The sequence below is a fragment of the Collinsella sp. OM07-12 genome, assembly GCF_003438275.1.
Classification (GTDB): domain Bacteria; phylum Actinomycetota; class Coriobacteriia; order Coriobacteriales; family Coriobacteriaceae; genus Collinsella.
The window spans coordinates 61,986-82,855 of the sequence record NZ_QSTQ01000010.1; the positions used below are offsets into that span (position 1 = coordinate 61,986).

A 20,870-nucleotide genomic window follows, 5' to 3' on the forward strand; every position below is an offset into this window, starting at 1 on the left:
CATGTGGGATTGGATCGTTAACATCCTTTTCGAGCTGCTCAAGCTCATCCAGACCTTTGCGGTCGACTGGGGCCTGTCCATCATCATCCTGGTGGTCATCATCCGTCTGCTGCTGACGCCGCTTATGCTCAAGTCGACCAAGTCGACGGCTCGCATGCAGGTGCTGCAGCCCAAGATGCTCGAGATCCAGGAGCGCTATGCCGACGATCCCCAGCGTCAGGCCGAGGAGATGCAGAAGTTCTACAGCGAGAACAAGTTCAACCCCATGGCTGGTTGTCTGCCGCTGTTGATCCAGATGCCTGTCCTGTTCGCCCTATTTACGCTGCTGCGTAACCTGCCGGACTACTTTAACGACGGCACGTTCTCGTTCTTTAATATTCTGCCCGACCTGACCACCACGCCGAGCGCCTCTTTTGCCGATGGCTTTATGGTCGCACTGCCTGCGTTGATCTGCCTGATCCTCTTTGCCGTCCTGACCTTGATTCCGCAGCTCTATATGTCGCGCAATCAGACCGGCCAGCAGGCGCAGAGCATGCGTATGATGGCCGTTGTCATGACGGTCATGATGCTTTGGATGGGCTGGAGCCTGCCCGTCGGCGTTCTGCTGTACTACGATGTGTCCTCTGCCTGGCAGGTTATCCAGCAGATCTTTGTGACGCAGAAGGTTATCGACAAGGCTAAGGCCGATGAGGAGGAGCGTCTTAAGAACGCTCCGCTGCAGGTCGAGGTCACTCGTCGCGAGAAGAAGCCGCGCCCGCACAAGAAGAAGTAGTGGGACAGTAATCTTATTTAGGTACCTAACTTTTGGAGTACGTTATGTCTGAAGAGATCATCGAGGATATGCTTGAGGAGGTTGCCCCGCAGGTCGCGGGCGATTATCCCGATATTGCACAGCGCTACAAGGCTGGTGAAGAGCTGACAGACGAGGAGCTCGACACCATTGCCGATGTCGCGATTTCCATCCTGCGTTCCATCCTTTCGCACTTCGATGCCGCCAACTCTCCTATCGATGAGTATGAGGGCGACGAGGGTGAGCTGATTTTGGATGTAACGGCTCCGGATCTTGCTGTTCTCATTGGGCGTCATGGACGTACCCTCGATGCCCTTCAGGTTATGTTCTCGCTGCTGGTGAGCCGCAAGCTTGGCTTTAGGTATCCGGTTGTAGTGGACGTCGAGGGGTACAAGAGCCGCCGTCAGGACAAGGTTGCCTCCATGGCGCAGTCTGCTGCCGAGCGCGCCATTCGCACTCATAAGAGTGTTTCCTTGCCGCCCATGAATGCCTATGAGCGTCGACTGGTTCACATTGCCCTTCGCGGCAACGATGCCGTTGACACTCATTCCGAGGGCTCTGATCCCGATCGCCATGTTGTGATTGTTGCTCGATAATCTACTCGAGCTTATGCTTAGGGGACGTGGTTTCCACGTCCCCTTTTTTTGTCAAAAGTTCTCGATACACTGATTTTTGTCAGAAAGGAGCTTTCGTTGTTAGTGCTTACTGATCAGCAAGCTGACGAGATGTTGAGTCGTCTAACTTCCTATTGCAATGAGTATTCCTTGAGCGTAACTGATGTTGAGCTGAGGAAATGTATTCAGCATTTGGATTTAGTTCTGGAAACAAATAAGACAACGAATCTTACCCGTATCCTTAACGTAGAAGATGCTGCGATACTTCATATCCTCGACTCACTAGTTTTGCTCCCCTATATCAATAAGGCTCCTGAGGGGGCTTTGCTCGATATGGGAACAGGTGCTGGCTTCCCTGGTATTCCTTTAACCATAACCACGCATCGTAAAGCTACTTATATTGACTCTGTTGGCAAGAAGGTTTATGCCGTTAATTCTTTTGTTCATGCTCTTGGATTGAAACATGCTCATGCGGTTCATTATCGTCTTGAAGAATATGCTCGAAGCCATAAGAAGCAGTTCTCTGTCGTAACCGCACGCGCACTGGCCCCTCTACCGATTCTTGTTGAGTATGCGGCTCCGTATCTCAAGGATAGAGGGTTATTTGTTATCACCAAGGGCAATCCTTCGGATGAGGAGCTTGCTTCCGGCATGTCAGCAGCTAAGATCTGCGGTTTCACTTTGCTTCTGAATGACGCAATCGATTTGCCTGATGGCTTGGGCCACAGGGAGTTTATTGTTCTTAAAAAGAGTCATCCGGCATCTGTTTCATTGCCCCGTGCAAATGGCATGGCAAAGAAGAATCCGCTTGCCTAGATGTTTCACGTGAAACATAATGGATATTAACAACTTGCAGTGTTTCACGTGAAACATGGCAGTTGATATCGATTCGGAATGTTTCACGTGAAACATCCTCCGTTTGACAGCTTTAATACACACCAGGAGGGACCGTGGGATTTCGCGACGTTAAGCGCTCTAAGAGCGCAAAAGACACGCGTATCATTGCAATCATCAATCAAAAAGGCGGCGTTGGTAAGTCGACGACGGCTGTAAACCTTGCGGCAGCATTGGGTGAGCAGGGTCGTAAGACACTGATTGTCGATTTTGATCCGCAGGGAAATAGCACCAGTGGATTTGGAATTGAAAAAGAAGACCTTGATCACTGCATCTACGATGCATTGTTGAATGATGTGCCGGCAGAATCGCTTGTTCTTGATACAAATTGCAAAAAGGTATTCGTAATTCCTGCTACAATTCAGCTTGCAGGCGCTGAAATTGAGCTCGTAAGCGCAATAGCTCGTGAAACACGCCTCAAAGATTTGCTTGAGCCGATTCAGGATGAGTTCGATTTCATTTTTATTGACTGTCCTCCATCGCTCGGCCTGCTTACTATTAACGCCTTGACTGCAGCAGATAGCGTATTGATTCCGATCCAGTGCGAGTATTACGCACTTGAGGGTGTTACGAAGCTGCTTGAGTCAATGAAGATGGTCAAATCACGTCTGAACAAGAGCTTAGACACCTATGGCGTGCTTATGACTATGTATGACTCGCGTACTTCTCTGTCGAATCAGGTTGTTGAGGAAGTTCAATCGTACTTTGGTGATAAGGCGTTTAAGACACTGATTCCTCGTACAGTTAAAATCTCCGAAGCTCCGTCTTTTGGAGAGCCGGTAATTACCTATGCGCCACAAAATAAGGGTGCAAAAGCATATATGAACCTTGCAAAAGAGGTGATCAAGCGTGCCTAGTGCAAAGAAACGTGGAGGATTGGGACGTGGACTCAATGCTTTGGTCTCAGAGGCCGAGTATGAGACCGGTGGTTCGGCTGCATCTGCTTCAAATGCTGCATCTGAAACAAAACTACCTATTGAGGATATCGTTCCCAACCCAAATCAGCCACGAATTCACTTTAACGAAACTGAACTTCGCGAGTTGAGCGAGTCAATCCAAGAACATGGTGTTTTGCAGCCGCTTTTGGTTCGCAAGCATGGAAACGGCTATGAGATCATCGCAGGTGAGCGTCGTTACCAGGCATCAAAGCTTGCTGGTCTTGAGGAGTTGCCTGTCATCATTAAAGATGTTAATGATGAAGAGATGCTGGCTCTTGCACTTATCGAAAACCTTCAGCGTTCTGATCTGAATCCCGTCGAAGAGGCTAAGGGGTATCGCCAGCTCATTGATGCCAGCGGTATGACCCAGGAGGCATTGTCGAAGGCGGTAAGCAAGTCACGTTCTGCAATTACAAACTCGCTGCGCCTTCTCGATCTCCCCGAAGTTGTTCAGCAGATGATTTTTGAGGGTAAACTTACAGCTGGTCATGCACGTGCTATTCTTGCAGTTCCCTATGAGGATGCTCGAATTCGACTTGCTGAGAAGGTTGTTGCAGAGGGCCTTTCCGTTAGAGCGACAGAAAATCTTGCTCCGTTGTTTTCTGCCGGAGAGACACCTAAGACGCCGCGGTCTGCAACGCCTCAGTCTTTTAAAAAGGCTGCCCGCGTACTTCGTCAGGTATTTAATACCAACGTACGTGTGAAGAGCTCACGTGGAAAGAATAAGATTGAGATTGAGTTTAAAGACGAGGAAGAGCTCTCTCGCATTCTTGGTGAAATGATTCAGTTTGATCAAGGAGACCAAGATGAGGAATAAGATTTTAACTGCGATTGTATTGGCGACGACTGTTGCGGCTGGTGCCTTTGCTGGCTATAAGATTGCGACAGACGATGAGCTCCGAGGTCGTTTGCTTCGTGGTGCGCAAGATATTGTTGATACGTCCAAGAAGAAAATGGATGTTATGACAGAAGATGTTGCCATGCGTACTGCTCAGGTAACGAAGAATCCCAAGATTAATCAAGGTTGGGTTAGCAACCAATGGGAAAATGTAGGCTATTAGGTACCTAACAATTACCCAGCATTTTTTGATGGGTCCTTGTCTGATTCACACGACAAGGACCCCATATTTTGGCTGTTATTAATGGGGCCAGTAGCAGCTGATTCATAATCGAGGTCAATAAATGAAACAGCCCCGGTTGCATATCCTGCAACCGGGGCTGCTCGATGTTTCACATGAAACGTTTTGGGGTGTGACTCCCCTATGCGTTCTTTTGAACTTTGAAGCGCTGCTTCAGCTGTCCGCAGGCGGCATCAATATCATTGCCGCGAGAATTACGGATTGTGGTCTCGATGCCACGAGACTCAAGGCGGCGCTGAAGATCCTCAACCTTATGAATCGGCGACGGCTTGAGCGGGCTGCCCTCGATGTCGTTAAGCTGAATCAGGTTAACGTGGCACAGCGTTCCCTCGCAGAAGTCGCAGAGCGCCTGCATCTCGGGATTCGTATCGTTGACGCCTTCAATCATGGCATACTCATAGGTCGGGCGGCGGCCAGTCTTCTCGGTGTAGAGCTGAAGCGCCTCGTGAAGGCGAAGCAGCGTGTACTTCTTAACACCGGGCATGAGTTTATTGCGCGTCGACTGGATGGCGGAGTGCAGGGAAACGGCAAGCGTGAACTGCTCGGGGATATCGGCAAATTTGCGAATGCCGGGAATAACACCGCTGGTCGATACCGTGAGGTGGCGCGCTCCAATACCGATGCCATCGGGGTCGTTGAGGATACGCAGTGCCTTGAGAACCTCATCGTAGTTGGCAAACGGCTCGCCCTGGCCCATGAAGACAACGCTCGTGGCACGCTCGCCAAAGTCGTTGGATACATGAAGTACCTGGTCGACGATCTCTTGAGCGGTCAGAGAGCGCTTGAGGCCGTTGAGGCCAGTAGCGCAAAAGGCGCAGCCCATGCCACAGCCTGCCTGGGTGGAAACGCAGACGGAAAGCTTATTACGACGGGGCATGCCGACGGTCTCGACGGAAATGCCGTCGTGGTACTCGAGCAGATACTTGCGAGAGCCATCTTTGGAAACCTGCTTGGTGAGTTCAGTCGGCGTGTCAAAGGCGAAAGCGCCTTTAAGCTGCTCGCGGAAAGCCTTAGGAAGGTTGGTCATATCGTCAAACGAACAAACGTTCTTCTCAAAGACCCATTCGATGAGCTGCTTTGCGCGGAAGGCGGGCTGGCCAAGTTCGGCCACGAGCTCGCGAATATCGTTTTGGCTCAAGTCGCGAATGTCCTGAGATTTAGTCCTGGGATTCATGGAAGCCTTTCGATTTTGGGGAAACGTAGAGTGTATCGCTACAATATGGTATCAGCTGCAGAAATTATAGAGGAGGAGTCTGCCCATGCCGGGTAAAAGCCTAGAGAACATGCACGTAGCGGTCTTGGCGGGCGGTCATTCCGCCGAGCGCGAGATCTCGCTCAACTCGGGAAAGAACGTCGTGGCGGCACTGAAGGAAGCCGGCTACACCTCGGTGGAGCTGCTCGACACCGCCGCCGATGACTTTATGGTAACCATGGCGACCGGCGGTTTCGATGTGGCATTTATCGCCATGCACGGCGCCGGCGGTGAGGATGGCGCCATGCAGGGTGCCATGGAGACCCTGGGTATCCCCTACACGGCCTCGGGCGTGCTTGCCAGCGCCTGCGGTGCCGACAAGGAGGTCTCTAAGCTCCTGTACGCCAAGGCGGGCATTCCCATTGCCCCCGGCCTCGCGCTCGAGGTGGGCGATGAAGTCGATACCGATCATATCGTCGAGGTTTGTGGCGAGCGCTGCTTTGTGAAGCCGGCCGTCAACGGTTCCAGCTATGGCATTTCCTTGGTCCATGAGTCCTCCGAGCTGCCCGCGGCAATCGCCAAGGCGTTTGAGTACGGCGACAAAGTGCTGATCGAGAAGTGCATCGAGGGTACCGAGATCACCGTCGGCGTATACGGTGAGGACGACGTGCGCGCCCTGCCGATCGTCGAGATTCGTAAGCCCGAGGACTGCGAGTTCTACGACTTGGACGTAAAGTACGTCGATCCCACTGACATCCATCGTATTCCGGCGCAGATCTCGCCCGAAAACTATGCGCGTGCCCAGGAACTTGCCTGTGCGGCCCATAGGGCACTCGGTTGCTTGGGCATCTCGCGCAGCGATTTTATCGTGAGCGAGGACGGCCCCGTCATTCTCGAGACCAACACCATCCCCGGCATGACCGATACGTCACTGTATCCTGACGAGATTCGCCATACCGACGACATGACGTTCCCGCAGGTGTGCGACAGCCTAATCCGTATGGGTCTCCGTCGAGCGGGCGTTGCATGCTAATCGAGGACGCTGTATCTCCTGGAACGCCACAGTTTGTCATCGACTCCTATGCCACGCTTGCAGAACGCGCAAAGACACAATCGTTTGGCCTCATCGAAGAGGACGTTATCGTCCTCGATACCGAGACCACGGGTCTTTCGGTACAGGACAACGAGTTAATTGAGATTTCCGCGGCCCGTCTTTCGGGCCGCGAGATCATCGACCGCTTCGATACCTTCGTGCATCCCAAGCAGCTGATTCCCACCGAGATTACCGAGCTCACGAGCATTACAAATGCCGATGTGGCAGATGCCCCGTCGGCCGTTGAGGCCGTCGCCGCTCTCGCCGATTTTGTCGGTGGTTGCCCGGTGATCGCACATAACGCCACGTTCGACCGCTCGTTTATCGAGTCGGTCAAAGGCGGCGTCAACGTGAGCGATATTTGGATCGATTCGCTGGCGCTGTCGCGCATCGCGCTACCGCGCCTGGCCTCGCACAAGCTGTCTTTTATGGCCGATCTGTTTGGCTGTGACTCGGTATCACACCGTGCCAATGCCGACGTCGACGCCCTGTGTGGCGTATGGCGCGTGTTGCTCGTGGCGCTCACCGACTTGCCCCAGGGCCTCATGGCGCGCCTAGCCGACATGCACCCGGGTGTGCCTTGGTCCTATCGTCCTATCTTCTCATTCTTGGCGGGGCAGAACCCTGGTTCTATCTTCTCTCTCAGCGTCGCTCGTGCTGACGTTCTCAAGGCCGATCGCGCCGACGATCGGGTGGACGCCGATGAACTGCCGGTCCTCAAGATGCCGAGTCGTGAGGAGATTGAGGCAGACTATGCGCCGGGTGGCCTGGTCAATCGCATGTATCCCACCTACGAGCCACGTGATGAGCAGATCGCGATGGCGCTCGAGGTCCGCGATGCGCTGGTCACGGGCACTCATCGTGTAATTGAGGCGGGCACAGGCGTCGGCAAATCGATGGCCTATCTGGTGCCTTTTGCCGAGGCAGCACGCCGCAACAACATCACGGTTGGTATCGCGACTAAATCGAATAATCTCGCCGACCAGCTCATGTATCATGAGCTGCCCAAACTTGCCGAGCAGCTGGACGGAGGCCTATCGTTTTGCGCCCTCAAGGGCTATGACCACTATCCATGCTTGCGCAAGCTTGAGCGCATGAGCCGCGGCCAAGTCGAAATTACGACTAAGCGTGATCCTGCCGATACGCTTACGGCAGTCGCGGTCATCATGGCGTACGTGTGTCAGTCGGCCGATGGCGACCTCGACTCGCTTGGCATTCGCTGGCGCAGCGTCAACCGTCCCGACTTTACGACGGCGTCGCGCGAGTGCGCCCGTCGCCTCTGCCCGTTTTTCCCTGATAAATGCCTGGTCCACGGCGCCCGCCGCCGCGCGGCGCATGCCGATGTGGTGGTCACCAACCATTCCCTGTTGTTCCGCAATGTTGCGGCCGAGGGCAGAATCTTGCCTCCGATTCGTCACTGGGTGATCGATGAGGCCCATTCCATCGAGCGCGAGGCACGCCGTCAATGGGCGCGCGTGGTGTCGTCGGATGAATCGCGCGTTCTGTTTGAGCGCCTGGGCGGCTCGAGCACCGGTGCGCTGAGCCAGGTTTCCCGCGATTTGGCAACCTCGGAGGGCTCTACGCTCTATCTGGGCCTTACTGCCAAAGCGACCTCGACGGTTGCGCGTGCGAGCATGGCGATCGCCGACGTGTTCGATGGCGTTCGCGAGCTTGGCCGCCGTGCCCGCGGGGGCTATGACAATGCGAACCTATGGATCGGCCCCGAGCTGCGCGAATCTGACGACTGGCATGATTTCTTGCAGTCGGCCTACGCTGCCATCGACGCATTGGAGCAAGCTGACAAGAGCGTCGACGCGCTGGTACAAGCCGTCGCCGCCGACAAGCCCGAGGTTGTTGTCGACCTGGGTGAAATCTCGCGCCGCCTGCACGAGCTGGCCGAGAACCTCAAGCTCATCATTGACGGTACCGATGAGCACTACGTGTATTCGTTGCAAGTCAATCGCAGGCTGCGTGCCGGCGGCGAGTCGATGACCGCGGAGCGTATCGATATTGGCGAGGCCTTGGCAACCGAGTGGCTGCCCGAGGTCCACACGGCTATCTTTGCATCGGCGACCATGACGGTTTCCAAGAGCTTTGAGCACTTTAACCACGCCGTCGGCCTCGATCGCATCAGTGCCTCGACATCCTCATCGCTGCACTTGGACTCGAGCTACGACTTCGATTCGAACATGGCTGTAGTCGTTGCGGGCGATATCCCCGATCCGCGCGATCGTGAGAGCTATCTTACGGCGCTCGAGCGTGTGCTGGTCGACGCGCATCTTGCCATGGGCGGCTCGGTGCTCACGCTGTTCACCAATCGGCGCGACATGGAAGACCTATACGCCCGCGTTGAGCCCAAGATGGCCCGTGCGGGTCTGGAACTCAACTGCCAGCAGCGCAACTCGTCCCCTCGCCGTCTGCGCGATCGCTTTATCAACGAACCGACCTCGTCACTCTTTGCGCTTAAGGCCTTTTGGGAAGGGTTTGACGCCAGCGGCGAGACGCTGCGCTGCGTCATCATTCCCAAGCTGCCGTTCTCGAGCCCCACAGACCCGCTCTCATGCGAGCGCAATCTGCGCGAAGATCGAGCTTGGGCGCGCTATTCGCTGCCCGAGGCGGTGCTTGAAGTCAAGCAGGCAGCCGGTCGCCTCATTCGCTCATCGACCGATTGCGGCGTACTCATTTTGGCCGACCCGCGCCTGGTGACGAAGGGCTACGGCAAGAAATTCTTAACGTCGCTGCCCACGAGTTCCTATCAGCGCATCGAATCGGCACAAATCGGGCACTATCTACAGCTGTGGCGCGCACGCCACGAACGGCGCCGCTAAAGCGGACAGACGAGGGATTTTGCCATATCGCACAGACGCTCTGACAGGGCGGGGTCATCCAAGATGCGGATGGCCCCGCCCGCTGCGATTACCTGGCTCAGTAGCCAACGCTCGGAGCCATAATGCACGGTTAGCGTTGCCGTGTCTGCCCCGCCGCGCTCGATGAGGGTGACGCCGGCCCAGTCCAGATGCTCCGCCATATCGAATGGCATCAAGAGCTTTGCGCTACGCTGCGTCCGGGCAAGGGAATCGTGGAGGGATGCAACGTCCGGTGCGTGAGGAACGACGGAGTCTTCCGTCAGGGCGAGTCCCTCGATTTTATCCATGCGATAGGTGCGCTGCTCATCGACCGCGATGTCCCAGGCAATCAGGTATGTTTGGTCGCCGTTTGCCGTAATGCGCAAGGGGTCGACCAGACGCTCGCGTGGCCGTGCATCGTCCATCGAGCGATACGAGATACGACAGCGAACGCCGTCCTGAATGGCGCAGCTCAGCTGCTGCCAGTGCGACCCGCGGTTGACGGTGTCAAAGACGCGCTGGTTATAGCCGAGCTCTTCGGGTAGAAGAGCAGATCGAATCCGAGCCGCCGTCTGCGGCTCGATCCCCAACGATTCAAGTTCATGGTTGAGCACAGCGCCCTCGGCGGCACTCAGGCGCAGCGGTAGCACACGCCCGGCGTCACCGGTGAGGACCACACGCTCGCCGTGGCATTCGCAGATGATGCGCGCGCCCGATTCTCGATCAGCGAGCGTCGAGACGATCTCGAGAATCTCGTCGAGCGACACCCCCGTGATGTTAAAGCGACTGCAAATCTCGGTTCGAGTCATGCCGTTCTCGCCGGCGGCGTAGAGGGCCTCCATGATGTCGATGGCGCGCGAGAGCTTCTGCTCGCTGGTGAGTTTACGCACGGGCATGCTCGTGCACCGTCCTTTCAATGAGGTGGTTCCACGCCTGTTTGAGCAATTTGGGGGCCACGGGCCTCATGCCGTCCATGGCGTGGGCCATGCAAAATGAAGCGGCGGCTTCAAGGTCGCGCACGTCAACGGTCCAGGTCCATCCCAAATCGGTGTGTGCGAGCTCGCCGCGCCCGCGCGTGAGACCGTTGATCATATCGATCTGCGTCTGAGGGGCGAACGAGAACGTAGCTGCAACGGGCGGTCGGTCGGCAAAATCGAACTCAAAGAATAAGTAATCGTTGAGATTGAAGTCCGCAGGGATGGCGTAGGCCTTCGAAGGACGCCAAGCGCGAACGATACGGTCGCAGCGGAATGTCCTGATGTCGTCGGTGACATTGTCGAGGCCGCAGAAGTACGCCACGCCCTCGCGCTCGAACATGCCGTAGACGCAAACGGTCCGCTCGCGTTGCTCGCCGCGTCCGTTTTGGTACAAAAAGCGCAGCGCGCAACGCTCGGCAAAGGCACTCCATACCGCATCGACGGCGGGAGAGCGGCGGATCGGTGCTTCGTCCACCGCCGTCCCACCGGTGAGGTAGGCAATTTTGGAGCGAATATCGGCAAGCGGCGCGGCAAAGGTGGAAGAGCCGGCCGCTAGCGTCTGGTCGATGGCGTTGAGTAGGATGTCGGCGTCGTCTGCGGTGATGAGGCCACCTGCGGCAAACGTGTGCTCGCGGTCGATTGTCCACGAGCTTTCCTCGGTCTCCTGCGCACCGGCGGGGCGAACCTCCTTGATTAAGATGCCACGCTCGAGCAGTTTGTCACGATCGCGCCGAAACTTGCGCTTATCCGAGTCGATGTTGCCCGAGCCATATCCCAGGTCAGAATCCAAGACGATCTGCTCGGTCGTCAGCGGTTCGGGGGAGCTGTTGAGCACAAAGAAAAGATTGAGGATGCGCTGAGCCGTTTTATCGAAACTAGGCTCCGAATTCCCCTTTTTAATTGTCGCGGTCGTGTCGCTTGCCGTCATAGAGTCCTCGCATGAGAAGGTGGTTTGCTGCCATGATTTTAGTCCGATATGGAGATTAGGCTATATCCTTGTCCGCTCGGGGCGTTAAGATGGCCCGAATTCGGTCGTTTGCGCTCGCTCGGGGTATACTTTCGACTATATACGGTTCTAATGTGCATGCATTGGGCCTATTTGTCGGATTATGGATGTGGAGCGCACATGGCGAACACCCAGAACTATATTAACCACCTGCTGCAGAACACCGGCATTACGCCGGCATGCAGTGAAGAAGAGCGCTTGGCTGCCGAGGATATCGCTCAGATCTTCCGCAACCACGGCTTTGATCCCGAGGTTCAGGAGTTCAATGCCTCGGCGCCCAGTAGGTTGGCATTTGCCGTTACCGGTATTCTTGCGTTTGCCGGCGCCCTGCTGATGGGCATCGGCGGCGGTATCGGCTTGGTCGGCACCTTGCTGGCCATTGTCGGTGCCGTGCTCTACGTGCTCGAGCGCACGGGCCACCCCGTGGTTTCGCGCCTGGGCAAGACGGGCGTGAGCCAAAATGTCATCGCCTACCACAAGGCCTCGGGCCCGCTTGCGTCTCCGCGCAACCGCCCGGTGGTCGTTGTCGCACACTACGACTCTCCCCGCGCTGAGCTGCTTGCCCGCGAGCCTTATGCTTCGTATCGTGCGCTCATCGCCAAGTTGTTGCCCGTTGCCACGGTTGCCCCCGCTGCCGTTGCCATCCTGCGTATCCTGCCGCTCCCCGGCGCGCTCAAGGTTCTGCTGTGGATTGTCGCGATCCTCGCTTCCCTCGTTGCACTTGCCAACGCGGCAAACATCATCTCTAACCGCCACATTCTTCCCTATACGTCCGGCGCGGTGTGCAACAAGTCTTCTGTCGCCGCTATGCTCGGCGTTATGGACAACGTTGCTCCCTTCCAGGGCGAAAACGAGTTTCCCGACGATGCTCCGTTCGATACCTATTTTGGGGAGCAAAAGCGTCGTGCCGAGGAAATGGCGCGCGCAGCGGCGGAGTATGCCGCGGCCCAGCAGCAAAACGACTACGGCAACACCATCGAGTATGAAGAGCCCACCTACGCCGAGGACGAGTTCGGTCAGCCGATTGCTCCCGACGCTCAGGCCGAGCCCGAACAGGGTGAGGCTTTCGACGAGCAGATCGAGGGCTTTGAGGGTGCGTCTGCCGACGAGACGCTGATTGGCGCCATTGTGCCCGAGGATCAGAATCAGGCTGTCCAGGCCGAAGAGTTCAATGACGAGGTTCCCGCTGTCGAGCCGGCGGAGGAGCCTGTCGCGCCCGACCCCGAGCCCAAGCTCTATCGCAATGCCGCCGGCAACATCCGTTTTGGTTCGGATGCCATCCGTGCTCTCGGAATGCTTCCCGAGTCCTGCACGCTCGATTACGAGGAGGGCGAGGAGCCGACGTTTGAGTCCGAGCCTGTCCCCGTCGTGACTGCGCCTGCGCCCGTTGCCACCGTGGATGATGAGTCTGCCGCGGTTGCCGCTGCCGTTGCCGAGCCCGAGGCAGTGTCCGCGATCGATCCCGCTGCAGGACTGGACGTTTTGGCTCCCGCCGCGCCGGCGCAAGACGTTGCGGACGAGTCTGACGACGATTACGTTGAACAGCCGAGGCTCGTGTCTTACGAGAGCGATACTGATTTCTCAGCCGAGATTCCCGCGGCAACGCCCCATGCCGATATCGCATCCGCGTTCTCTTCGATTGGCGCCAGCGCTTCCAACTTCTTTAAGAGTGCGCTTGCAAAGGGCAAGAAATTTGTCGACGATTTCGAGGAGAAGCGCGCTGCCGCACGCGAGGCTGCCGAGCAGGAGGCTATCGCTCAGCAGCAGGCAGCCGAGGCGGCACGTGAGCTCGCGGCGCAAGAGTTCGAGCAGAACGAGGCTATGCAGTCCGTGCCCGTCGATGCCGCCGAAGCTACAACGTCCTTTGAGTCCCAGCAGCCGACGTCCGCGGATATTGTTGAGGCGACAACGTCTTTCGAGGCTCAACAGCACGTCGATAGCACCATGTCGTTTGATGCCGCGCAGTTCGATTCCACGATAACGTTTGAAAAGCAAGGCACCGCGATTGCCGAGCCCCTTCCTGTTTCCGATGAGCAGGGCGATGCGGCAGACGATGACGAGCCTATTGATGCTGCCGAAATCCAAGATGCCGCCGAGGACGAGCCCGTCGAGGCCAACTCTGACGAAGAGCAATACGCGACAGCCGAGCAAGATGATTCGACCGAGGTCGAGCAGGAAGAAGTGCCTGCGGTTTCCGAGGCTCCCGAGATAGATGAGTCGAGGCCTTACTCCACGCAGATTTTCACCATGCCGACCCCGAGTGGTTCCGGTGCCACGGTTGCCGATGTTGCTCCCACCCAGGACGAAACGGTCGATTCCCTTATGGCCCAGATTTCCTCCCAGGCATCGCCGCGTCCGCAGATGAATGTTCCTGATCCGGCGTCGGCTCCGTCGCCTGCACCTTCCTCGTCTCCGTTGGCTTCGGTCCCCGATCCGTCGCTGCCGTCGATGAAGCAGGCAAACGTTGCGTCTCGCACGTCGCTGTTCGACCTTCCCGACCCCTCCGCACAGGCCAACGACCCCTTTGCTACCGCTCAGGGTCCCGAACCCACATCGGCACCCGTTGCGCCTCCTATGCCCGTTGCGTCGGGCGCTCAGCCGATCGAGACCATTTCGGCTCCCGCCCCGGCGGCACCCAAGTCTCGCAAGCGCGGCCTGGGCGGCCTGTTCGGTCGTAAAAAGAAAAACGAACAGGACAGCATGAGTGATTGGCTGGGCGTCGAAGACGATTACGATGCCAAGAAGTCCGGTCGCGGCATCGGTTCGTGGGATAATTTCGAGGACGATAACGATGGCTGGAAGGGCGGCGCTACGTCTTCCGACGGCGCTTCTTCTGAAGATATGCTCTCGGCTGTCGCCTCTATGGGCGATGATGAGCTGCTCGGTCACGATATCTGGTTTGTGGCAACGGGCGCCTCGGATTGTGATGGCGCCGGTATGAAGGCCTTCTTGGCTTCGCATCGCGATAAGCTCCGCGGTGTATTCTTCATCAATCTTGAATCCGTCGGCGCCGGTAGGCTTTCGGTGGTGACGATTGAGGGCGAACAGCAGCTGCTCAAGGGCGATCGCCGCATCATGAACCTGGTCAGCAAGGTGTGCAAGTCGTTCCATGTCGATTGTGGCGCGCTCGAGATGCCCTATGCCAAGACCGATGCCTACGCCGCGCTCGAGGCGAGCCGCCGAGCCCTCACCATCGCCGGCGTGGACGGCACGCGCCTGGCTTGCGCTCGTACCGAGGACGACCTGCCCCACAATGTCAACCCGACGAACATTGCCACGGTATCCGAGGTCGTGACCGAGGTTATCCGCCGTTCGTAGACGGAGCTCTAAGGAGTCAACGTGTTTTCGTATATTAAGCGCCATTGGCCTGTCTACGTGATTTTGACCTTGATCGCCATTGCGTTAGGATTTGGGGCTGCCTACATCGTGGGTGCGAAGGGCTCGACCCCCGCCTCCGCAATCAGCGAAGAGGTGGAGCAAGAACAGAGCACGGGTGCCGATGGGATTCCTGAGTCCGAGCAGGCAATCGTTGATGGTGGATCTTCGTCTGCAGGGTAGATACGGCGATTTAAATGATTGAAAGCGGGCGAGCCGGGGGACTGGCGCGCCCGCTTTTTTATCGCGCTAGCGCTTCTTTGGGATCGACCTAAGGCGAGCGAACCATATGGCTGCGGCACCCGAGGTCAGGAGCGCAGTGATGCAAGCGGCGATGGGAACTGATCCTGTTGCCGGTAGGTCCTGCGGTAGGGTACAGCGTTGAATGACGCGGTCCTCGTCATGTGACTCAAGTTTATCGCCGCCGCCGTTGCGGCAAAGATCGACGCGCGCGCTGTTGGTGAGTGCGGTTTGGGGCGTATAAGCCGACGTTGCCTGCATGTGCACGACTGCGCTCCGAGCGTCTGTGCCAAGGATTACTTTGGCATCGTCAAGGTCGTCGTGCTCTTCTTTGAGATCATCATGGGTCCAGGAATCTGTATCGCTTCGAGTCGTAAAGTCGGCGGCTACCGCACCGTATTCAATGCGAATGCCCGTTACGATGGTATTGGATGCAAGGTCGAGTTCTTTCGCCTCGAGTGTGGTGGATTCTGTGGTCGAGACATCCGCCTTCCAGAGGTGCCAGCCGTCGTAATCGACGAGGCGGCAGTCCTCACCAAGGCTCTCCTTTACCTCGTCGGACTTAAGCCAAGGATTTTCGTGCCCATCGTCAAGTGTCGCGTTTGCCGTCTCATCGACGTCTGTCGAGTCCAACGGCGTCGTGCGATACCACACGTTGCACAGACCGTTGAGGTCGCCGATGGCGACGGGAGTTTCGATTGAGACGAATCTCGCCGTATCGTCCTCGGCACACTCAAGATCATCGGTAATCGTTAATTCATCAACCCAGGTAGCTGAATCGTTTCGAGCGTCGATGGTATAGGAGAAAAGTCCGTCCGTATTGGTTTGCGTTGCGGCGCGATTTTTACCATCGCCGTTGGCCAGCAGACCCTTCCCGATAGGTTGGACAATCTCCTGACGCTTGTCGACCTGTCCTTTGATCTCGATGGGCGCATCCTTCATCGCGACGGATTGGACTTCTCCCGTATCCTTTATTTCAAACGTTATCTCCTCGGCAAGGTCATAGGTCCGCGGAGACATCATTTCGCGCAACGAGTAGGTGCCGGGTGCAAGATGTTCGACGCGGTGCGGCTTGTCGGATGAGGTCCAGGAGTCTATTTCGGTTTTATCGGGACCATATAAGGTGAGCTGTGCACCTTCCACTTCCTGCTCACCACTTGCATCGACCTTGGAGATATCAACCTTGGTGTAATCGTTGGATACGTTAAGCCGTGCCTCCACAACGGGTGTTTTCTGGTCGGCATAAGTAAGGTCGACAATATGGGATGTCCGATCGAGTAAGAAGCCTGCCGGCGCTTGAGTCTCGACAACCTCGTAGCGCGCGGTACCAGATCCCAGCGGGAGGTCGTCCGCGCGTGCTTCTCCAGCTTCATCCGTCATGACAGTAGCGACAGTCTCACCGTCGAGCGCGGCAATGCTACCGTCGGGGCGCACGATATCACCCGAGGCGCGGATCTCAAAGATGGCGCCCGCGAGGCTGCTGCCGTCTACGGCATCGGTTTTAACGATCCTGATGTTTCCGGTCGCGGCGTGGTCATAATACGAGACGATTGCAACGGGCGTTAGGTTCATGTCGGCGGGTATGCTTACCTCGATCTCTTTGCCGACGAGATAGGGCTCTTTGGCCGAGGTTTCGCGTACATAATAGGTGCCCGGCACGAGCGATTCGGGCAGTGTGATGGTTCCGGTCGCGTCAGTCGTAAAGGTGTCCATTACGTTATGTGCTGGATACCAGCAAGTTTGTGAGACAGGTTCGTGATTGCTGTCGAGTAGTTGGAAGGTGAATCCGGCTAGTGGAACAGAAGCGCCTGCTTGGGCATCGCGTTTTACAATTTGGAGATGCGTCGACAGAGCGTGGTTGTCCACGATATATTGAAGCTCGGCGCCGTCGGAAATCTGATTGGCCCCGACGGTCCATTCCCCTGCCCGTTTAAAACCCTCGGGGACGGTTTCCGGAACCTCGCGAACCGTGTAGCCGGCGCGGTCGTATGGGATGGCTCCGTGGACACCGGCGGGTCGCTTGCCTGCGCCAAACCATGCTTCTGACTGATCTTTGGTTGAGGCAAAGCCATAGATGTTTGTGGTCAGTGTGCCAACAACCTGCTGAGAGCTGTTGCTGACAACCTCAAAGACAACACCTCCCGCCGGCTGCTCCAGGCCGGATTGGTCGCTATTGCCGTAGTCCTTGAATTTGGAAATCTCAAGGTCAAACGCAATGGGGATATCGGAAACGCGCGATTCGATCTCGACCACGCCTGAATCACCGAGCTGGTCGGCTCCAACGGTATAGGACCAGCTGTCGTTGGATGGCAGGTAGCCCTCGGGGGCTTTTGATTCATAGATGGTAAAGGTTCCTAGGGGGACATCGGTGAGGGTGGCTCGACCGCTTTCGTCGGTCGTGAGGATTTGCGCCCATCCGGGGGTTGATTGCGACACACACGTGAACTCTGCTCCTGCGAGTGAAGATCCCACCTGGGGGCCGGCATTCGTCGCGGCATCGAGTTTTACGATACACAGGTTGATGGTGCCGGGCTGTTCATCAATGGTGACCTGTCCACCGTCATTCCCCGTGGTAAAGGCGATGCGATCACGACGGGGGACATAGCCGGCCGGCGCCTTCGTTTCAACTAGGTAGTATGCCGTATTGGGCAGAAGTGCTGCCTGCGCTCGACCGTTGCCGTCCATCTGGATGGTGCCGACACGTGCGTCGCTGGCGCTCTCAAAAACATCGAATGTTGCCCCGTCAAACTGATAGGTATTGTTTCCGCTGGTAATAACGGTGTTCGCAGACTGCTTTTGGAAGGAAACAGAGACCGCCGGCAGTACATAGAGCATGTCTTGACGTTTGCTGCCGCCCGATACGGTTCCTAAATAGCGCCGCGCGCGGTGTGGAGCGGCTTTGATGCTTCCTGATTTTGCGTTGTCGTGGAGCCACCGCGCAGCCGCCACGACTTCATTGTCGGCGGTAAAGTGCCCACTCTTGGTTTTGCCCTGAGCGGTCGTGTAGGAGTAGGTGCCGTCGACATGGGTAGTGCCGTTGAGCATCCATACGGCAAGCTGGGTGGCGGCGCGGGCGCGATCTGGTGAAAGATGATAACCGCCAAACGACGTGGCGGTAGGATATCCGTGACAAACGATTGCCGCGAACTCGTCGTCGAGCCACACCCAGCCTTGATCAAAGTTGAGCCATGGGCCGCCCGGCTTGGTGGGCCCGGGGCGTTCCTGGTTCATGCAGTAGGCAATCGAGGCGTCCTGAGCTTCATATTTGCCGATGAAGAAGGGTCCACAATCATCGCTAATGGTGCGGAAGCCGAGCTGATCGTAGCCATCGACGGCAAATGCGGCTCCCGGTGCCAGGCAGCCGAAAAGCAGGAAGAGGAGTAGGAGCAGCGGACCTGTTGCGATTGCGCTGTGGACAGAGTGCGTGGGTGCGTTGGACATGGCTGCTCCTTATCCCTCGTGCGCCGCACGGGGAGGCTGCGGCGCGTAGGATGAGGCTACAGCCGAGGTTCATGCGGGTAAGTACCGGAGCCTGACCAAAAGCTTGCCCAATTCCTGACAAATTGAGCTCAAATACAACAATCAGACAAAAGCGCAGGTAGAAGATAGGGAGAACAGGAGGTCAAAGGTCCTCGTCTCCACAATTGATGTGATATTCAAACGAATCTCCACAGCTAAAACAAGCATCGCCACCCTTGTATCGAACAAGACAACCGCGTTATACTAGCCAACACACAAGCGGGCATCGCCAAGTGGTAAGGCATCAGCTTCCCAAGCTGACACTCGCGGGTTCGAGTCCCGTTGCCCGCTCCAGTTAAGAGCACAAGCACGGCACCATCACGGTGCCGTGCTTTTTTCAATAAAGTGCCGGGACTCGAACCCGACAGGGTGCGAGCGTAAAGCAAACGCGAAGCGTTTGTAGCGAGCAGGCGAAGGCGCCGGCAGGCGCCTGAAGCCGGTGCGGATTTGCGAAGCAAATACGCGGACGTCCCGTTGCCCGCTCCCCCAGCAAAGGGAGACGCTGGGACACACGGCTCGACCGGGTCTCCTTCAGCGGTTCCGTGGACCGGAGCATGCCGACCGCAGCCGGTGCGGATTTGCGAAGCAAATACGCGGACGTCCCGTTGCCCGCTCCATCGAGCGTGGGAGACCTCGGGACGGCCAATTCAACAAAGCCTCCCCATCGTCTCCGTGAATCCGAGGAGATCGCCCACAGCCGGTGCGCGTCCGCGACGCGGGCGCGCGGACGTCCCGTTGCCCGCTCCAATTCCAAAATGTTAGGTTCATGCCTACTGTCCATACTCGCACCCGCGCACGGTACAATGGTTGGGTTACGACCAACGTGCCAATAACCAAAAAGGAGCCGCTATGATCGATCGCTATACCCGCCCGGAGATGGGACACATCTTCTCCCTCGAGAATAAGTACGCCATTTGGCAGGAGATCGAGGTCCTGGCCTGTGAGGCCCAGGCGGAGCTCGGCAAGATCGGCATTTCTAAAGACGAAGCCCAGTGGATCCGCGACCACGCCAACTTTGAGAAGGCAAAGGTCGACGAGATCGAGGAAGTCACGCGCCACGACGTTATTGCTTTCCTGACCAACATGAAGGAGTACATCGACGCCGATGTCCCCGAGGGCGACCCCAAGCCCAGCCGCTGGGTTCACTATGGCATGACCAGCTCCGACCTGGGCGATACGGCTCTGTGCTACCAGCTCACCCAGGCCTGTGACCTGATTATCGAGGACGTCAAAAAACTCGGCGAGATTTGCAAGCGCCGCGCCTTCGAGGAGCGCAACACGCTCTGTGCCGGTCGCACCCATGGCATCCATGCCGAGCCGATGACCTTCGGTATGAAGTTTGGCTCTTGGGCATGGGAGCTCAAGCGCGATCTGGATCGTCTTGAGGACGCCCGCAAGAACGTTGCCTTTGGCGCTATCTCGGGTGCCGTCGGTACCTATAGCTCCATCGAGCCGTTTGTCGAGGAATATGTCTGCGAGCACCTGGGTCTGGTTCACGATCCGCTGTCCACGCAGGTCATCAGCCGCGACCATCATGCCTACCTGGCCGGCGTCCTTGCCACTACAGCGGCCACCTGCGAGCGCATTGCTACCGAGGTCCGCAACCTGCAGAAGACCGATACGCTCGAGGCCGAGGAGCCTTTCCGCAAGGGCCAAAAGGGCAGCTCCGCCATGCCGCACAAGCGCAACCCCATCACCATGGAGAAGGTCTGTGGCCTGTCGCGCGTCGTGAAGTCCAATGCCCAGGTTGCCTTCGACAATGTCGCCCTGTGGCATGAGCGCGACATTTCGCACTCCTCTGCCGAGCGCGTCGCCCAGGCCGATAGCTTTATCGCACTCGACCACATGTTCCAGTGCCTTATCCGCGTTATCGACGGCCTGCAGCTGTATCCGGCTCGCATGATGGCCAACCTCAACAAGACTCGCGGCCTCATCTTCTCCTCCAAGGTCCTGCTGGCCCTCGTCGATACGGGCATCACCCGCGAGGATGCCTATGCCATCGTGCAGGAAAACGCCATGGCTACCTGGCACGAGGTGCAGGATTGCGTCTCCGGTCCCACCTTTAAGGAGCGTCTCGAGGCCGACCCGCGCTGCACCGTCAGCCAGGAGAAGCTCGACGAGATCTTTGATCCGTGGGACTTCCTCACCCGTATCGACACGGTCTTCGATCGCCTGGAGCAGCTGAGCTTCGAGTAGGTTCGGGCATAACGTTAGCTTTTTAGGGCGCTTTGCTGGTAATGTGTGTTG

General features: G+C 57.1%; 15 protein-coding genes and 1 tRNA gene. 12 read left to right on the top strand and 4 right to left on the bottom strand.

The annotated features are described in order from the left end of the window. Position 1: 1 nt before the first annotated feature. The 6 genes from DXB98_RS05145 (at position 2) to DXB98_RS05170 (ending at position 4,297) form a co-directional block, all read left to right on the top strand. A complete protein-coding gene (locus tag DXB98_RS05145) occupies positions 2 to 772 on the top strand; it encodes a YidC/Oxa1 family membrane protein insertase (protein WP_117734818.1) in 771 nt (256 codons plus the stop codon). A gap of 44 nt (positions 773 to 816) precedes the next feature. Further along, entirely contained in the window at positions 817 to 1,386 is a 570-nt protein-coding gene (locus DXB98_RS05150) for a R3H domain-containing nucleic acid-binding protein (RefSeq protein ID WP_117743372.1), read from the top strand. A gap of 102 nt (positions 1,387 to 1,488) precedes the next feature. Next, a complete protein-coding gene (gene rsmG, locus DXB98_RS05155; RefSeq protein ID WP_233505096.1) occupies positions 1,489 to 2,220 on the top strand; it encodes a 16S rRNA (guanine(527)-N(7))-methyltransferase RsmG in 732 nt (243 codons plus the stop codon). Positions 2,221 to 2,354: 134 nt separating this feature from the next. Then, on the top strand, positions 2,355 to 3,155 hold the full coding sequence (locus DXB98_RS05160; protein WP_117743374.1) for a ParA family protein: 801 nt from the start codon (positions 2,355 to 2,357) through the stop codon (positions 3,153 to 3,155). Then, positions 3,148 to 4,053: a ParB/RepB/Spo0J family partition protein gene (locus DXB98_RS05165; RefSeq protein ID WP_199407124.1), complete on the top strand. Its 906-nt coding sequence runs from the start codon at positions 3,148 to 3,150 to the stop codon at positions 4,051 to 4,053. The genes DXB98_RS05160 and DXB98_RS05165 overlap by 8 nt, the downstream gene beginning before the upstream one ends. Next, positions 4,043 to 4,297 (top strand): hypothetical protein, encoded by a 255-nt coding sequence (locus DXB98_RS05170; RefSeq protein WP_117743375.1) that lies wholly within the window; start codon positions 4,043 to 4,045, stop codon positions 4,295 to 4,297. The genes DXB98_RS05165 and DXB98_RS05170 overlap by 11 nt, the downstream gene beginning before the upstream one ends. A 199-nt stretch (positions 4,298 to 4,496) precedes the next feature. Here DXB98_RS05170 and rlmN read toward each other — a convergent pair whose 3' ends face one another. Continuing rightward, complete coding sequence (rlmN, locus tag DXB98_RS05175) at positions 4,497 to 5,549, bottom strand: 23S rRNA (adenine(2503)-C(2))-methyltransferase RlmN (RefSeq protein WP_117734822.1); 1,053 nt, start codon at positions 5,547 to 5,549, stop codon at positions 4,497 to 4,499. 85 nt (positions 5,550 to 5,634) lie between these two features. Here rlmN and DXB98_RS05180 point away from each other — a divergent pair, with 85 nt between their 5' ends. Then, positions 5,635 to 6,600, top strand: a complete 966-nt coding sequence (locus DXB98_RS05180; RefSeq protein ID WP_117743376.1) for a D-alanine--D-alanine ligase — start codon at positions 5,635 to 5,637, stop codon at positions 6,598 to 6,600. Further along, positions 6,594 to 9,488, top strand: a complete 2,895-nt coding sequence (locus DXB98_RS05185; protein WP_117743377.1) for a helicase C-terminal domain-containing protein — start codon at positions 6,594 to 6,596, stop codon at positions 9,486 to 9,488. The genes DXB98_RS05180 and DXB98_RS05185 overlap by 7 nt, the downstream gene beginning before the upstream one ends. On the opposite strand, the gene DXB98_RS05190 is transcribed toward DXB98_RS05185, so the two are convergent. Next, positions 9,485 to 10,402: a YafY family protein gene (locus DXB98_RS05190; RefSeq protein ID WP_117743378.1), complete on the bottom strand. Its 918-nt coding sequence runs from the start codon at positions 10,400 to 10,402 to the stop codon at positions 9,485 to 9,487. The two genes, DXB98_RS05185 and DXB98_RS05190, sit on opposite strands and share 4 nt — an antisense overlap. Next, on the bottom strand, positions 10,389 to 11,411 hold the full coding sequence (locus tag DXB98_RS05195) for a YafY family protein (RefSeq protein ID WP_117734826.1): 1,023 nt from the start codon (positions 11,409 to 11,411) through the stop codon (positions 10,389 to 10,391). Before DXB98_RS05195 ends, DXB98_RS05190 begins: the two co-directional genes overlap by 14 nt. A gap of 198 nt (positions 11,412 to 11,609) precedes the next feature. Between DXB98_RS05195 and DXB98_RS05200 the strand changes: the two genes are divergently transcribed. Next, a complete protein-coding gene (locus tag DXB98_RS05200; protein ID WP_117743379.1) occupies positions 11,610 to 14,807 on the top strand; it encodes a hypothetical protein in 3,198 nt (1,065 codons plus the stop codon). Between the two features lie 21 nt (positions 14,808 to 14,828). Further along, positions 14,829 to 15,047 (top strand): hypothetical protein, encoded by a 219-nt coding sequence (locus DXB98_RS05205; RefSeq protein WP_117743380.1) that lies wholly within the window; start codon positions 14,829 to 14,831, stop codon positions 15,045 to 15,047. A 66-nt stretch (positions 15,048 to 15,113) separates the two neighbouring features. Here the strand turns inward: DXB98_RS05205 and DXB98_RS05210 are convergent, their stop codons facing one another. Continuing rightward, positions 15,114 to 18,545, bottom strand: coding sequence for a SpaA isopeptide-forming pilin-related protein (locus DXB98_RS05210; protein ID WP_117743381.1), 3,432 nt, complete (start codon positions 18,543 to 18,545; stop codon positions 15,114 to 15,116). Positions 18,546 to 18,842: 297 nt separating this feature from the next. Between DXB98_RS05210 and DXB98_RS05215 the strand changes: the two genes are divergently transcribed. Beyond that, positions 18,843 to 18,917, top strand: a tRNA-Gly gene (locus DXB98_RS05215). Between the two features lie 555 nt (positions 18,918 to 19,472). After that, complete coding sequence (purB, locus tag DXB98_RS05220; protein ID WP_055251306.1) at positions 19,473 to 20,819, top strand: adenylosuccinate lyase; 1,347 nt, start codon at positions 19,473 to 19,475, stop codon at positions 20,817 to 20,819. Positions 20,820 to 20,870 lie beyond the last annotated feature (51 nt).

Coding starts and splice junctions, on each gene's coding strand:
- DXB98_RS05145 (WP_117734818.1), top strand. CDS start 2: ATGTGGGATTGGATCGTTAACATCCTTTTCGAGCTGCTCAAGCTCATC.
- DXB98_RS05150 (WP_117743372.1), top strand. CDS start 817: ATGTCTGAAGAGATCATCGAGGATATGCTTGAGGAGGTTGCCCCGCAG.
- DXB98_RS05170 (WP_117743375.1), top strand. CDS start 4,043: ATGAGGAATAAGATTTTAACTGCGATTGTATTGGCGACGACTGTTGCG.
- rlmN (WP_117734822.1), bottom strand. CDS start 5,549: ATGAATCCCAGGACTAAATCTCAGGACATTCGCGACTTGAGCCAAAAC.
- DXB98_RS05180 (WP_117743376.1), top strand. CDS start 5,635: ATGCCGGGTAAAAGCCTAGAGAACATGCACGTAGCGGTCTTGGCGGGC.
- DXB98_RS05185 (WP_117743377.1), top strand. CDS start 6,594: ATGCTAATCGAGGACGCTGTATCTCCTGGAACGCCACAGTTTGTCATC.
- DXB98_RS05190 (WP_117743378.1), bottom strand. CDS start 10,402: ATGCCCGTGCGTAAACTCACCAGCGAGCAGAAGCTCTCGCGCGCCATC.
- DXB98_RS05195 (WP_117734826.1), bottom strand. CDS start 11,411: ATGACGGCAAGCGACACGACCGCGACAATTAAAAAGGGGAATTCGGAG.
- DXB98_RS05200 (WP_117743379.1), top strand. CDS start 11,610: ATGGCGAACACCCAGAACTATATTAACCACCTGCTGCAGAACACCGGC.
- DXB98_RS05210 (WP_117743381.1), bottom strand. CDS start 18,545: ATGTCCAACGCACCCACGCACTCTGTCCACAGCGCAATCGCAACAGGT.
- purB (WP_055251306.1), top strand. CDS start 19,473: ATGATCGATCGCTATACCCGCCCGGAGATGGGACACATCTTCTCCCTC.